The 14,325-nt window shown below is 72.2% G+C and carries 11 protein-coding genes; 3 read left to right on the forward strand and 8 right to left on the reverse strand.

Going from position 1 to position 14,325, the window contains the following annotated elements; all coding sequences use genetic code 11:
* Positions 1–117: 117 nt before the first annotated feature.
* On the reverse strand, positions 118–996 hold the full coding sequence (locus V1L54_RS12725) for a glycoside hydrolase family 19 protein (protein WP_330118074.1): 879 nt from the start codon (positions 994–996) through the stop codon (positions 118–120).
* A 395-nt stretch (positions 997–1,391) separates the two neighbouring features.
* Here V1L54_RS12725 and V1L54_RS12730 point away from each other — a divergent pair, with 395 nt between their 5' ends.
* Positions 1,392–2,327 (forward strand): DUF2637 domain-containing protein, encoded by a 936-nt coding sequence (locus tag V1L54_RS12730; protein ID WP_330118075.1) that lies wholly within the window; start codon positions 1,392–1,394, stop codon positions 2,325–2,327.
* A 112-nt stretch (positions 2,328–2,439) separates the two neighbouring features.
* On the opposite strand, the gene V1L54_RS12735 is transcribed toward V1L54_RS12730, so the two are convergent.
* The 5 genes from V1L54_RS12735 to V1L54_RS12755 form a co-directional block, all read right to left on the reverse strand.
* Positions 2,440–5,643, reverse strand: coding sequence for a glycosyl hydrolase 115 family protein (locus tag V1L54_RS12735; protein WP_330118076.1), 3,204 nt, complete (start codon positions 5,641–5,643; stop codon positions 2,440–2,442).
* A gap of 238 nt (positions 5,644–5,881) precedes the next feature.
* A complete protein-coding gene (locus V1L54_RS12740) occupies positions 5,882–7,072 on the reverse strand; it encodes a MalY/PatB family protein (protein WP_330118077.1) in 1,191 nt (396 codons plus the stop codon).
* 147 nt (positions 7,073–7,219) lie between these two features.
* Positions 7,220–7,471 (reverse strand): DUF4235 domain-containing protein, encoded by a 252-nt coding sequence (locus tag V1L54_RS12745; RefSeq protein ID WP_330118078.1) that lies wholly within the window; start codon positions 7,469–7,471, stop codon positions 7,220–7,222.
* Positions 7,472–7,645: 174 nt separating this feature from the next.
* Positions 7,646–9,301 carry a catalase gene (locus V1L54_RS12750; RefSeq protein WP_330118079.1) on the reverse strand — a complete coding sequence of 552 codons (1,656 nt, stop codon included), beginning with the start codon at positions 9,299–9,301 and terminating at the stop codon, positions 7,646–7,648.
* A 278-nt stretch (positions 9,302–9,579) separates the two neighbouring features.
* The gene (locus V1L54_RS12755) at positions 9,580–10,212 is read right to left on the reverse strand and encodes a hypothetical protein (RefSeq protein WP_330118080.1); all 633 of its coding nucleotides are present in this window, start codon (positions 10,210–10,212) and stop codon (positions 9,580–9,582) included.
* Positions 10,213–10,485: 273 nt separating this feature from the next.
* On the opposite strand from V1L54_RS12755, the gene V1L54_RS12760 reads away from it, so the two are divergent.
* Positions 10,486–10,899 carry a hypothetical protein gene (locus V1L54_RS12760; protein ID WP_330118081.1) on the forward strand — a complete coding sequence of 138 codons (414 nt, stop codon included), beginning with the start codon at positions 10,486–10,488 and terminating at the stop codon, positions 10,897–10,899.
* A 49-nt stretch (positions 10,900–10,948) separates the two neighbouring features.
* On the opposite strand, the gene V1L54_RS12765 is transcribed toward V1L54_RS12760, so the two are convergent.
* Positions 10,949–12,025, reverse strand: a complete 1,077-nt coding sequence (locus V1L54_RS12765) for a glutamate--cysteine ligase 2 (protein ID WP_330118082.1) — start codon at positions 12,023–12,025, stop codon at positions 10,949–10,951.
* A gap of 194 nt (positions 12,026–12,219) precedes the next feature.
* Here V1L54_RS12765 and V1L54_RS12770 point away from each other — a divergent pair, with 194 nt between their 5' ends.
* The gene (locus tag V1L54_RS12770; protein WP_330118083.1) at positions 12,220–13,251 is read left to right on the forward strand and encodes a DNA topoisomerase IB; all 1,032 of its coding nucleotides are present in this window, start codon (positions 12,220–12,222) and stop codon (positions 13,249–13,251) included.
* Positions 13,252–13,291: 40 nt separating this feature from the next.
* On the opposite strand, the gene V1L54_RS12775 is transcribed toward V1L54_RS12770, so the two are convergent.
* Positions 13,292–14,149, reverse strand: coding sequence for a Sco1979 family transcriptional regulator (locus V1L54_RS12775; protein WP_330118084.1), 858 nt, complete (start codon positions 14,147–14,149; stop codon positions 13,292–13,294).
* Between the last annotated feature and the right edge of the window lie 176 nt (positions 14,150–14,325).

Consider the following 14,325-nt stretch of genomic DNA (forward strand, 5'->3'; position numbering starts at 1 on the left):
GATACGTCCGGGGGTAGGGGTAGGAACGATCCTTCCTGTGAACAGAAAGTCCCGCGCCGCCGCCCGCCGTGCGGACGGCGGCTGCGGCGGCGCGGGGTGTTCGCGTCAACTGCCCTGTCAGCAGGTCAGGTTGTCACCGGGGGTGGTCCCCAGGAGCCGGGTGAACTCCCGGTACTTGTCGACCCGGCTCTGCACCTGGGCGGGATTCCTCCCGCCGCACTCCAGGGCGCCGTTGATGCTGCGGATGGTCTCGCCGAAGCCGTGTCCGTTGACCATCGCGTCGTGCGGGGTCATGGTGCCCGGACCGCTCTGGGTGTTCCAGTACCACAGGGCCGTCTTCCAGGCGACCGCGGCGTCCCGCTCCACCAGGTGGGGGTTGTTCAGCAGGTCGATGCCCAGCGCGTCGCCCGCCGCCTTGTAGTTGAAGTTCCAGCTCAGCTGGACCGGGCCGCGCCCGTAGTAGGCGTCCTGTCCGGCGGGGCAGCCGTACGGCTGGCTCTGGTCGCAGTAGTGCGGGTAGTTGGCGGTGTTCTGCTCCACGATGTGGACCAGTCCGCCGGTCTCGTGGTTGACGTTGGCGAGGAAGGCGGCGGCCTCCCGCTTCCGCGTGGTCTCGTCACCGGTTCCGGCGAAGGCGGGGTAGGCGCTCAGGGCCGCCGTCAGTCCCTGGTAGGTGTAGAAGGAGTTCCGGTTCGGGAACATCTGGTTGAACTGCGCCTCGCTGACCACGAATCCCGAGGGGTCGGGGTCGGCGGGGTTGGGCGCGGTACCGCCGCAGGCGCCCTTGTCCTTCCAGACCCCGGAGGTTCCGGGCGGCGTCTCGTTCTGGGTCCACCACTGGGCGGTCCAGTTGCGGCCGTTGTGGGAGACGGTGTCACCGTTGTGGTAGACCGCCGAGGAGTTCCAGGCGGAGGCGCACTCCGCGGCGGAGGCCGTGCCGGCGGGGAGGGTGACCGCCAGGGAACCCGCGAGCGCGGCCGCGGCGACGCCGGCCATTACACGTGGTCGTATCACCTGAACGTCCCTTTCTTGTGGGGGGATTGGTCAAGACCACCTAAGCGTTTTGGTCTGTACCAGTCAAGCCGCAGGCCGGAGTCGGGCATGTCCGGGCCCCGGCCCGGGGGTGCAGGGATGCGGGGAGTGCCCGCGGGAGAACGCCGCGCTCCGGAGGATTCCGGGAGCGTCCGTGCGCGCCGTGCCCGCCCGGCACGGGCCGGCGGACGGACAGCCGGAGAAATCCGACGGCGGAGGGAGCCGCCGGTAGGACCGTATGCCTTGCCGGTTCACCCGAATGCCGGTCGTCCGGCCGGGTCCCGCCTTCGTTGTTGAAGACGTGACTTCACCAGATCCGTTGTCCGCATCCGCGCACCGCCGCTCCGGACGGGGCGGCCGTGCGTGAACAGGACCAGTACTTCGAGCCGTACGGCGTACCCGCGCCCGGGGATCCCGGCGGCCGGCGGACGGCCGCTCCCCCCGGGTTCGGTGCGGTGCCGGAGCAGAGGGCCCCCGCTCCGCCGGAGTCGGACCTCCTCGGCCCGGCCTGGGACTTCGAGGCCGAACTCGCCCAGCTGCTGCGCGACCCCGGCCGGCTCCCCCCCTCTCCCCCGCCGCGGTCCCGGAACCGGCACCAGCGGCCGCGGGACACGGCACCCGCCGCCCCGGGCGGTGGCCCCGGTGACGGACCCGGCGGGAAGGACGAGGCCACCTGGGTGCTGCGCCGCTTCGAGGCGACTGCGGAAACGGTCCCTCACGACGAGGTGTCCGGCGTCCCCCCCGAGTACCCCCGGGAGGCGCGGTCCCCGGTCGTCCGGCGCCGCAGGCGCCGCCGGACCCACCGTCCCGAGGTGTCATGGCTGCACATGTTCAGCTTCGCCGTCGCGGCGCTGACGGCCTGCGTCGTGGCGATGATCAGCGTCCTGGGCGGGCTGGTCTCCTACGACCCCCTGCGCCGGCTGGCCGGCCCCCATGTGCTCGGCGAGCTCGCCCGGTGGTGGCCCCTGCTGGTCTACGGGCCCTGGCTGGCCGCCTCACTGTCGATCCTGCGCGCCACCGTCCTGCGGCGCCGGGCCCGGCACTCCTGGGCCGTGGTGGTGCTCTTCTCCACCGTCGCGGTGGTCCTCTGCGTCGCCCACGCCCCCCGTACCCTCTCCGGGATCGCCGCCGCCGGGCTCCCCCCTGTCACCGCCCTGGTCTGCTTCCACCAGCTCGTGGGACAGATCACCCTCACCCAGCCGCGGCACGCGCTGCCGCGCCGGTCCGTGCCGCTGCCGCGGCAGCGCGGGCCGGTCGGCAGGCACACCGCGCACCGGGACGGCGACCGCGGCTGAAAGCCGGGACGGCCGCGGGCGGGCCGTACGCGCCACCACCGGATCCGGCCGGGACGAGCCGTGGCTCGTCCCGGCCGGATCGGTCATCCGCGGTGCGACCGGTGCGGACCGGTCACCACCGGTGCCGGCCGGCCCGCATGCTCTCCGGCGGCCCCAGGTAGCTGGGCTCCAGTCCGCCGGTGTCCACGACGATCCGGTGGACGATGACGGTCGGGTCCACCATCCACAGCTTCAGGGTGTGGGTGCCCGCCCTGGCGATCGTGTGCCGGGTGGAGGTGCGGTTGACGTTGTCGGAGGTGTTCCTAGCCCACCGCCTGTTCATGGAGGTGTCGTCCGCGCCCGTGGCCGCGATGACGTCGACGGTCTGCGGCTCGTCGTCGTCGATCGAGACGGCGTACCGCAGGCCCTCCGTCGGCAGGACGTTGTTGCGGGGCGCCAGGTACACCCAGACCTCGGCCTCGCCGGCCGTGGTGAGGGTCATCTCGTACTCCAGGCGCGGGCCGCGGCCGCCGGGGGTGCGGCTGGGCGCGGTGACCGGGTACGGCTCCATGCCGTCCTCCGCCCGCCCGATGTCGGGCAGCCGCCGCCAGCGGACCCCGGCGGTGTTGACCGCCCGGGAGTAGTGCGCGGCCTCCATGGAGAGGTAGCCGCCCGCCTCCACGAAGCCCCGCAGCCTGCGGCGCGGGAGCCTGGGCTTCTCGACGACGGCCTGGACCTCCACGGTGGCGCCGTCCGGCCCGTGGACCGTGATCGGCACCCTGGTCACTCCCCCGGGGGCCCGCTCCCAGTCGATGTGGACGGTGGCGCGCACCTCCTTGGTCACCCGGCCGCGGGCCTTGCGCACCTTCACCCACGGCTCGGCCGGGACGATCCGGTAGTCGAACGGCCTGCTGCCGCGGTTGAAGACGTCGATGTACTGGTCGGGGCGGGTCTGGTACGGGCTGAAGGCGGGGAGTACCGCCTTGCCGTCCGCCTCGGGCCACCACTGGTCGGAGCCGTCGACCGCCACGCCCAGTTCTGCGCGGCCGGGGACCTCGATGCGCCGGACCGCCGGATAGACCTCGTCGGGCAGGGCCACATGGTTGGGCGTCTGGGGCTGCTGCCAGGAGGCGTCGGGCCCGTAGCGCTCCACATCGCCGTAGCCGATCTTCGGCTGGGTCTGGAAGCCCTTCCACTTGCCGCCGGCCAGGATGTTGTTGTAGTAGTCCGACATCGCCTGGTCCGCGGCGAAGCGGGCGTCGGTGAGGTCGGCGTAGTCGTTGGTGGCGGCGCGGCCCTGCTGTGCGTAGAGGATGTTGGTGAACTCCGCCTCGCGCAGCTCGTAGAGGTTGGCGGTCGCCTTCACTTGGTAGAGCACCAGCTGGTAATAGGCGTCCTGGTCGGCCCGGGGGAGCTTGCGCCCGATGGCCTCGGCCTTCTTCGCCAGCTTCCGCCACTCCGCGGTGACCCGGGCCGTCTCCCCGTAGTGGTTGAGGTGGTACGGGCTGGCCTCGTCGTCGTAGACCACCGCCGCCTCGTCCCGGGAGAGGTCCTTGGCGGGGTCGAGGGTGATGCGGCGGTTGAGCAGCTCGGGCTTGCGGCGGGCCTGGAGGACGCCGTAGGTGTGCAGCACCTCGGCGATCTCCTCGGCGTACCGGGGACCGAAGCTCTGCGCGGCGTACCGCCGCTCCCACTCCTCCAGCTTCTCCAGCGGCCAGCGCTCGGGGTCCCAGGCGTAGTCGAGGAAGAACTGCGCGGGCATCTCCTCGGCCTTGAAGTCGCCCACGTTGACCACCCACAGGCGGTCCACGCCGTAGGTGTACGTCAGGTGGAGCTGCTCCCAGGTGCTGACCAGGTTGATGGTGTCGACCCACTTGTAGTTGCGGCCGACGCCCACGTAGTCGAAGTGGTAGTACATGCCGTAGCCGCCGGCGCGCTTCGGGAGCGACTGGTCGGGCAGCTTGCGCATGTTGCCCCAGTTGTCGTCGCAGAAGACGACGGTGACGTCCTCCGGCGGCCGCAGTCCCTTGTCCCAGTACCGCTGGACCTCCTTGTAGAGGGTCTGGACCTGTGGGATGCCGGTGATGTCGGACTTCCCGGTGATCTCGCGGAGGATCTCGCGCTGGCTGTCGAGGATGGACTCCATCAGGTCGATGCCGTCGCCGTCGGGCAGGCTGACGTCGCCGTTGCCGCGCATGCCGAGCGTGACGACGCCCTCGAAGTCCTCCTCCAGCATGCGGCGGATGCCGTCGGCCCAGTACTTCTTGATGGCCTCGCCGTTGCGGCGGAAGCTCCACTCACCGGTGCCGCCGTACGGGTCGCTGCCCGGCTCGGTGATGTTGCCGTCCTCGTCACGCTTGGCGGCGACGGCGTGCCGGTTCCACTCCTCGATGCCGCGCATCATGGGCGCCTCGTGCGAGGTGCCCATCACGATGCCGTACGCCTTGGCCGTCTCGTGGTTCTTCGGGTCGTCCTCGGCGAAGGCCCGGCCCCACACGGCCGGCCACAGGTAGTTGGCCTTGAGCCGGAGCATGGTCTCGAAGACCTGGGCGTAGAAGTCGCTGTTGAAGCCGTTGGGGAAGCCGGGGGCGTGACCGGGGCCGAAGTACTCGGGCGCCCAGGTGCCCAGCGCCGGGTTCTCGTCGTTGATGAAGATGCCGCGGTACTTCACGGCCGGGGTGCCCTGGGTGTGCCGTCCGGACAGGACGTACAGCTCGTCGTGGCGGCGCGGCGGCACGTCGTCCCAGAAGTGCCAGGGCGAGACGCCCATCTGCCGGGTGGTCTCGTAGATCCCGAAGATGGTGCCGCGCTGGTCGCTGCCGGCGATCACGAAGGCGCGGCGGACGCCCGGCAGCGGGTTCTCCACCACCTGCTCGAGGGTGGTCTCCCACTTCCCCGCGATGCCGGAGACGTCGAGCTTGCCGCTGCCGATCAGCTTGTCGATCAGCGGGCTCCGGCCGATGGTTCCGATGATCACGACCTCGGACCGCCGGGGCACCCGGTCCGTCATGACGGCGGGCTCGACCCCGGTGACCCGCTCGGTGTCCTTGCGCAGGTCGCCGACCGCCCGGATCACCCCCGGATGGTCGGCGCCGCTGACCACCAGCGGCGCGGCCCTGCCGCCCGCGACGAGGGGGAAGCTCCCGCCCCGGCGGGAGAAGGAGATGTAGGTCTCGGAGCCCCGGCCGTGCCTGCCGCCCCTGGCCGTCGCGGCCTGGGCGGTGGAGGCGGTGACGGCGGGCACGGTGGTGGCGGCGGCGGTCAGCGGGACCAGACTCAGGAACGTTCTCCTGCTGGCGTCCTGGGGAACCTGCGAGCCGGTGTTGGGCCTTCTCATTGCTCAGTCTCCGCGAGTGATGGACGGGAGAGGGAATGGCGCACTGATCTTTCCGGAATGGTTCCGGAAAGAAAATCACCGGGGCATGCTCAGGTCAAGGGCCTGTATCCGGGAAGTTGCGTGTACGTGAAAGGAGTTCAGCCTCCTGAACGGAGGAGCTCACAGCCGGGAGCCCTGAAAGTTTTCGCCGGTACGCCGGTACGGCCGAGCACCGTCCTGCCCCCTCGGCGCCGACCCCTCAGAGCGCGGCGGCCATCCGCCGCACCGCCTCGGCGAGCACCTCCGGCGAGGTGGCCGTGTTCAGCCGGACGTGCCCGGCGCCCCCCGTGCCGAAGTCGGGTCCGGAGTTGAGGGCCACCCGGCCGCGCTCCAGGAACACCGCCGCCGGGTCGTCGCCCAGCCCGAGGGCGCGGCAGTCCAGCCAGGCGAGATACGTGCCCTGGGCCGGCCGGTACCGCACCGCGGGCAGGTGTTCCGCCAGCAGGCCGGCCAGCAGCCGCCGGTTGCGGTCCAGCCCGGCCAGCAGCGCGTCGAGCCAGTCGCCGCCGTGGCGCAGGGCCGCACCGTGGGCGATGACGCCCAGATGGCTCGCCCCGTGCCAGACCTCCTCGGGCATCCGGGCCAGGTCCTCCGCGGCACCCGGCCCCGCCACCACGAGAGCGGCTTTCAGCCCCGCGAGGTTCCACGCCTTGGAGGCCGACAGCACGGCGAAGGAGTCCGAGGCGCCGCGCACACTCGGATAGGGGACGTGCTCCGCCCCGGGCAGCACCAGGGGCGCGTGGATCTCGTCGGAGACGACCCGGACCCGGTGCTCCCCCGCCAGAGCGGCCACCCGCTCCAGTTCGCCCCGGGTGTGGACGGTGCCCGTCGGGTTGTGGGGGCTGCACAGCAGGTAGGCGGCCCGCCGCCCGCCCGCGGTGGCCGACTCGAAGGCGCCGCGGAGCACCCGGGGATCCAGCCGGTGGTCCGCGCCGAGCGGGGCCTCGACGATCCGGCGGTCCAGGTGCTCGACGAACGCGTAGAAGGGCGGGTACACCGGCGGGTTGACGACCACCGCGTCTCCGGGACCGGTGACCAGCTTGAGCACCTCCACGATCCCCAGCATCACGTCGGGCACGAGCGCGGTGTGCTCCGTCCCGATCCGCCAGTCCCAGCGCTCCGCGGCGAAGGCGGCCAGCGCCTCGGCGTATCCCGTGCCCGCCGGATAACCGGTGTCGCCGAGGGCGACGGCCTCGGTGAGCGCCCGGGCGACGGGCTCGGCGAGGGGAACGTCCATCTCCGCCACCCACAGCGGCAGCACGTCCTCGGGGTGGGCGCGCCACTTCACGCTGGTGCGCCGCCTGAGCTCCGCCACGGTCAGCCGGCGCAGCGGGTCGGGGCCCGGCACCGCGCCGGGCCGCGGGGAGTGCGGGGGGTTCGGGAGCGCCAAGGGACACCTCCGGGATCGGCCGGGTACCCACCGTAGGCGGTCACCGGTCCCCCGACGACCCGGTGGGCCGGGTGACCGGACACCGGCTGGCCGGCGACGGGGGTTCCCGCCGCCGGCCCGCCGGTCCGTGGTGCCGGTCCGGGACGCTCAGCCCGGCCAGCTTCCCGTCATCCTGCGGACCACCACGGCACCGCCGCGGTCCACCGCCGCCCTGACCACCGAGAAGATCACTCCCTGGATCGCGGCGGCCAGCAGGATCTCGCTCAGCTTCCGGTTCTCGTCACCGGGGTCGGGGGCGTCGTCCTCGTCGCTTACGAGCTTCCACGCCTGCTTGAAGGCCGTGGTCGCGATGGCACCGCTCAGCATGCCGAGCCCGAGGCCCACCGGCCTGTACAGCATTTTCTGCTTTCTTCTCTTCATCGACCGGACCTCTCCTGCCGGGTGTTCCTGTCACGGCCCGGGGGCCGCTTCCCGGGTCCCTGGCACGGATTCCCCGTGAACGGCCCGCCACACGGGCGGGTGCGCCCGGGCGGCGGGCCGGGTCCGGCGGGACGGGCGGCCGGGGCCGCCGGCTCAGCGGGTCACCACGTGCCGCTCGTCGGGGACGCAGTGCGTCATCGTCAGGCCGGTCACGTCACGCGGCGGGTTCTTGCCCAGGTTCGCCAGCCGCTCCCGGTCCTCGTCGGTCAGCTGCTGGCCCGGCAGCGGCTCCAGGTGCGCCACGTCCTGCGGGGAGATGCCGAGGCCGTCGCCGACCCGCAGCCCCAGCTCGTTCTCGGCCAGCAGGCAGTGCCACACCATCCGCTCCTGGATGTGCCTCGGGCACTGCCCGAACTGGTTGACGAAGTTCTTGACCAGGTCGTCGCGCTCCCAGTCCTCCATCAGCATGTAGCGCTGCCCGGCCTGGAGGTAGTCGTTGGTCCGCGGGATGCGGCTGCGGGTCAGCCGCCCGCGGAGCTCCGGCCCCTGCTCGCCGTAGCCCGGGCCCTCGGCCTCCCGCAGTCCGCCGAGAGTGGACGGCTCGTAGTTGACGTGCCGGTTCTCACCCCGGGGGTCGACCTCGTACGCCATCGGGCCGCCGTTCTGGTTGGTGTGCACCGGGGCCTTGGCCCGGTTCACCGGCAGCTGGAGGTAGTTGGGTCCCACCCGGTAGCGCTGGGTGTCGCTGTAGGAGAAGGTGCGGCCGACCAGCATCTTGTCGTCGGAGAAGTCCAGGCCGTCGACCAGCACGCCGGTGCCGAAGGCGATCTGCTCGTTCTCGGTGAAGAAGTCGTCCGGCATCCGGTCGAGCACCATCCGGCCCACCGGCTTGGGCGGGAACTCCTGCTCCGGCCAGGTCTTGGTGTCGTCCAGCGGGTCGAAGTCCAGTTCCGGGTGCTCGTGGTCGTCCATCATCTGCACCAGGAGTTCCCACTCCGGGTACTCGCCCCGCCCGACGGCCTCGTACAGGTCCTTGGTGGCGTGGCCGAGGCTGTCGGCCTGGACGTTGGCGGCGTCCTCCTCGGTCATGGAGCGCACGCCCTGCTTGGGCATCCAGTGGTACTTGACCAGCATGGTGCGGCCGTCGGCGTTCTCCCACTTGTAGGTGTTGACCCCGAAGCCCTGCATGTGCCGGTAGTCGGCGGGGATGCCGCGCGGGCTGAAGAGGTTCACCAGCATGTGCATCGACTCCGGGGTCTGCGACATGAAGTCGAAGATCCGCTCGGGCCGCTGCTCGAACGTCACCGGGTCGGGCTTGAGGGCGTGGATGACGTCGGGGAACTTGATCGCGTCCCGGACGAAGAAGACGCCCAGGTTGTTGCCGACCAGGTCCCAGTTGCCCTCCTCTGTGTAGAACTTCACCGCGAAGCCCCGGGGGTCGCGGGCGGCCTCGGAGGAGTCCCGGCCGCCGATGACGGTGGAGAAGCGGACGGCCACGTCGGTGCGCTTCCCCCGCTCCTGGAACAGCTTGGCGCGGGTGTAGCGGCTGATGGGCTCGTCGCCCCAGGAGCCGTACGCCTCGAAGAATCCGAAGGCCGTCACACCGCGCGCGTGCACCACGCGCTCGGGGATGCGCTCCCGGTCGAAGTGGCTGATCTTCTCCAGGAAGTGGTAGTTCTCCAGCGTGGCCGGGCCCCGGGCCCCGACCGTGCGCTGGTTCTGGTTGTCGTGGATCGGGTGCCCCTGCCGGTTGGTGAGCACCGGCCGGTCGTCGCCCGTGGTGGCTCCCCGCTTCGCTGTCTCGGTCACGTCCTGGTCTCCTTCGAACATCGGGTGCGGATGTGGTTCCGAGTCCGCCGCACCCGACTGCCTCTACCCCGATCCGCCCCATTCGTACCATCGGATGACCCATAGGTTCTTTGGGTCTTTTGCGGACCGGGGTGAGTGACCGGTGCGCGGGGTGGGACGTGTGAGGCGACGCACACCGGAAGCGGGACCGTGCGACCCCGCGGACGGGGCGAGACGCCGGGGTACGCGCCGGGCCCGCGGCGCCCCGGACGGGGTGCCGCGGGCCCGGCTGTACGGGGTCAGCGCTCCAGATCGCCGCGCATGGCCACGAACAGCTTCCCGGCCTCCGCCAGGTCGCTGTCCGGGAACAGCGCGACCGCGGCGGTGCTCTCGTCCGCCCAGCCGCAGATCACGTTGCCGCTCTCGGCGAGCGAGGCCAGCAGGCACTCCACCGAGCCGCCCAGCGGTCCCGGGTCGGCCACCGGCTCGGCCGTGGGCTGCCCCAGCTCGGGATCCCACTGGATGTGCTCCAGCATGCCGCGGAAGAGGTGCTCACGACGCTTGCTGGGGTCTTCGGGGACGTTGTCGACCCCCTCGAAGAGGATCGGGTCGCCGCCTTCCGGGGCGGCGAAGTGGCTGACGACCAACCGCATGCCGTCCCTCATCTCCCCCGGGTCGACCGGCACGTCCGTGACCGCTCCGTCGCCCGTGTGCTTGCGCAGCCCGCCCGCCTCGTCGGCGTCCACCAGAGCCCGCTCTCCGTCCGGCGCCGGGGTGCCCGGCGTGGCGGGCTGCGAGGCGTCCGGCACGGCGGGTCCGGAGGAGCCCGGCGCGGCCGGCACGTCCTCCGGCTGGCACCCGGTCAGCGCCGCCACCGCCAGGACCGCGACGACGGCCGCCTGGCGCAGAACTCCGCTGGATGTCCGAAACACAGTGGTGTACCCCCCTGTCCAAGGCCGTCCCCCTGACGGCCGCGATCAGTGGACGCGCAGGTGAACCGGGCCGGTTCCCGTTTCCCGGGGGCTGTTGTAAAGAGCGTCGACAGCCCGGGAAGCTGACCGGAGTTCCGCTGTCCCCGCCGGCCGATCCGGGGTACGCATGACAGGGCGCGCCGGACAGCGCGCCGGACACCGCGGACCCGGCCGGTCCGGCGGAGCCGTACCGCGGGGCGCCGCCCCTCGGAACCACGAGAGGAGGCCGTCCCCGTGCTCACCGACATGGAGGCGGAGGACGCGGAAGGGGACGGCGTTCCGCGGCCGGAGGGGGCCGGCGGGGCCGGCTGGTGCGCATGGGTCACCGGTGACTGCTGGCTGTGGTGCGAACGCACCGGCACGGCGGTGACCTGGCTCGGACCGGTGATCTCCTGGGGCACCCATGCCCCGCTGTACGCCTGCGAGGACTGCATACGCCGTCTGGAGGAGCAGGTCCGGACCCCTCCCGCCCACCGTACCGCCGCCTGCTGGCTGTGGTGCGGGCGCGAGGGCGTACCGGTGACGCCGCTGGCGGAGGTGGGGCACCGGGGCGGCACGGCCGTCTTCCACGCCTGCGACGAGTGCATCGGCCGGCTCAAGCAGCGGGTGCTGGCACTGGCGCTGGACAAGGACGCGGCGGAACGCTGAGCGCCGCGGAACGCCGGGCACGCCCCGGCCTCGTCCTCGCCCCGGGCCCTCAGGCCAGGGTCCTGCGGACCGCCTCCTTCACCACGTCCCCCAGGTCGCCCGTCTCCTCCAGGACGGCACGCTGGACGTCGGCGCCGTTGCCCCGGCGGAACAGCTCCTCCACTCCCTCTCGGACCAGGGTCAGGTCCCCGGTGTCCGACAGGGCCGGGGCGACATGGTCCACCAGGGCTCCCACGACGGCCTCGGCGGGCGCGGGCTTGAAGGTCACCGGGTGCACCAGGTCGCCGGCGAGCCCGGAGCGGCTCGCCCGCCACGCGGCCAGCCGCAGCAGACCGACACCGACCGGCGACGGCGGCTCGCCCGCCCGCCAGGCGCGTGCCGCGGTCTCCACCAGGCCGCGCACGAGCGCGGCGATCACCACCGTGTCGTGGACGTCCAGGCACACGTCGGCGACCCGCACCTCGACCGTGGGGTAGCTGCGCGACAGCCGCGCGTCGAAGTAGATCATCCCCTCGTCCAGCAGCGCCCCGGTCCCGATCATCGAGCCCACCTGCTCGTGGTAGCGCTCGGCCGAGCCGAAGACCTCCACCGGTCCCGCCGACGGCCATCTGCCCCACACCCGGCCTCGGTAGCTGGCGTAGCCGCTGTCGGTGCCCTGCCAGAACGGCGAGTTGGCGCTCATCGCCAGCAGCGGGTACAGCCACGGCCGGATCCGGTCCAGGACCGCCACCCCCTCCTCGTCGGACTCCACGCCCACATGCACGTGGCAGCCGCAGGTGAGCTGCTCCTGCACGGTCAGGCCGTACTCCCGCGCCATCCGCCGGTAGCGCTCGTCGGGGCTGAGTGAGGGGTGGGCCTCCACCGGTGAGGTGGCCAGCGCCGCGACCTCGGCACCGGCCGCCCGGGCCCGCTGGGACGCCGCCCCGCGCCACCGGCGCACCTCGACCGCGAGGTCCACCATCTGGGTACGGGGGCGGGTACCGGTCTCCACCTGCTCCCGCTGCAGTTCCTTCTCGAGTTCCTCGTCCTCCCCCGCGGAGGCCAGCACCGCCCCCGAGACGGCCCGCGGCTCACCGCTGTCCGCGTCCACCAGGAGCAGCTCTTCCTCGATCCCCACGCTTCGCATCCCACAGCCTCCTCAAGGGGTGTTCCGTCCAGCGGTTTCCCCGGCCCGGCCGGAGTACGCCGCCCGCCGCGCGGTACGGCGGAGCACTGTCATGGTTGCGCCGGAAGGGGGAAGCGAAAAGGACGGGAGCGGGCGCCCGCCGTACCGGCGGTGTCCGCACGAGCTGCACCGCACCGGTGAGGCTGGAGGATCGCTTGCGTCTGCGCCACACCCGTCCCGACGACCCCGGCCACACCCGCCGGCGCCACGGCCGCGGCTTCCGCTACCTCGACGCCTCGGGGGAGCCGCTGCGCGATCCGGCGGAGCTGGCCCGGATCCGGGCCCTGGCCATCCCGCCGGCCTGGCGGGACGTGTGGATCTGCCCGAGGCCCAACGGCCATCTCCAGGCCGTGGGCACCGACACCGCGGGCCGCCGCCAGTACCTGTACCACCCGCGGTTCCGTGCCGAGCAGGAACGGGCCAAACACGACCACGTGCTGGAGGTGGCCGAGGCGCTGCCCCGTATCCGGGCCGCGGTCGAGGAGCACCTGGAGCAGCGCGGGCTGACCCGGCAGCGGGTGCTCGCCACCGCCGCGCGCCTGCTGGACCTGGGTTTCTTCCGGGTCGGCGGGGAGCGCTACGCGGAGCGGAACAACTCCTACGGCCTGACCACCCTGCTGCGCGAGCACACCAGCTGCGGCAGCGGCGCGGTGACCTTCAGCTACCCGGCCAAGCACGGCAGGGAGCAGGTCCGCGCCGTGGCCGATCCGGCGGTCTGCCGGTCCGTACGCGCCCTGAAGCGGCGCCGCGCGGGCGGCGACCGGTTGTTCGTCTACCGGGAGCGGCCCGGCTGGCACGAGCTGACGGGCGAGGAGCTCAACGCCTATCTGAAGGAGCAGGGCGGGGTGGACATCACCGCCAAGGACTTCCGCACCTGGCACGCCACCGTGCTGGCCTCCGTCGCCCTGGCCGTCTCGCGGTACGCCGACCGGAACGTGACCGCGCGCCGCCGCGCGGTCACCCGCGCCGTGCGGGAGGTGGCCGAGTACCTGGGCAACACTCCGGCGGTGTGCCGCGCCTCGTACATCAATCCGCGGGTCGTCGAGCTGTACGAGGAGGGCGTGACCATCGCCCCCGTCCTCGACCGCCTCGGGGACCGGGCGGCCTTCGGGGTGCCCGCCACCCGGGGCGCCGTCGAGGAGGCCGTGCTGCGGATGCTCCGCACCGGCCGTCCGCCGGGCGGCTGAGACGGCACCGGACCGGACCGGCCCCGGCGGTCCGGGCGTCTCAGAAGTTCTCGCGCAGCCCGCGCAGCACCCGCTCGGTCTCCTGCACCGGAACGGCCTGGGTGACCATGCGGTCGAGCGCCTCCAGATAGGTGGTGACCTCGGGGCGCTCGTCGATGTAGACGGCGCCGGTCAGGCTCTCGCTGTAGACGACGTCCGGCAGCTCCGGGTAGCTGAACCGGAAGAGCTGGAAGGGGCCGAACATGCCGGGGTGCGGTCCGGCCTCGAAGGGCATGACCTGCAGGCTGATGTTCGGCTTGGCGCTCTCCTCGATCAGCCGGTCGATCTGGGCCCGCATGACCTCGGCGCTCCCGACCGGCCGCCGCAGCACCTGCTCGTCCAGGACCATCCACAGCCGCGGCGCGCCGGGCTTGGTCAGGAGCTGCTGCCGTCCCATGCGCAGCGCGACCCGGCGGTCGAGCTCCTCCTCGTCCGCCGCGGGGAAGCCGGTCCGCAGCAGGGCCCGGGCGTAGTCCTCGGTCTGGAGCAGACCGGGAACGCAGTGGGGCTCGTAGGAGCGGATGAGGCTCGCCTCGCTCTGCAGGCTGACGTAGAGGCTGAACCAGTCCGGCAGGACGCTGCGGAAGCGGTGCCACCAGCCGGGCCGGTTGGCCTTCTCCACCAGCGCGAGGAAGGAGTCGGCCTCCTCCTTCCCGACACCGTAGCTCTCCAGCAGCGCCTTGACGTACAGCGGACGCAGGCCGACCTCGGCCTTCTCCATGCGGCGGACCGTGGACGTCGTCACGCTCAGCACCGCGGCGGCCTCGTCGAACGACTTGCCCGCCCGCTCCCGCAGATCACGCAGTCGCAGGCCGAGGACGATCTGTCCCACTGTCGGCGCCGACCGGGACTCGCCCATGGCCTCTCCTTCCCCACCCACGCCTTGCCGGCAGAGCAGTGTGCCATGACACCGGCGACGCAGCCAGGGTGCAAGTTAAATCTTGCAATTTGCAGAACTCTTCTTGCCTTTTGCGTGCAGCAGTGAGCATAGTAGCCGGGTGATCCAGTTCACGACGCGGTCGCGCCGGCGTCGAA

Source organism: Streptomyces rubellus (genome assembly GCF_036323805.1).
Lineage (GTDB): Bacteria > Actinomycetota > Actinomycetes > Streptomycetales > Streptomycetaceae > Streptomyces.

Bases quoted from the DNA above. Each gene is read 5' to 3' on its own strand.
- V1L54_RS12765 (WP_330118082.1), bottom strand. From the start codon at position 12,025: ATGCGAAGCGTGGGGATCGAGGAAGAGCTGCTCCTGGTGGACGCGGAC.
- V1L54_RS12775 (WP_330118084.1), bottom strand. From the start codon at position 14,149: ATGGGCGAGTCCCGGTCGGCGCCGACAGTGGGACAGATCGTCCTCGGC.
- V1L54_RS12745 (WP_330118078.1), bottom strand. From the start codon at position 7,471: ATGCTGTACAGGCCGGTGGGCCTCGGGCTCGGCATGCTGAGCGGTGCC.
- V1L54_RS12735 (WP_330118076.1), bottom strand. From the start codon at position 5,643: ATGAGAAGGCCCAACACCGGCTCGCAGGTTCCCCAGGACGCCAGCAGG.
- V1L54_RS12725 (WP_330118074.1), bottom strand. From the start codon at position 996: ATGGCCGGCGTCGCCGCGGCCGCGCTCGCGGGTTCCCTGGCGGTCACC.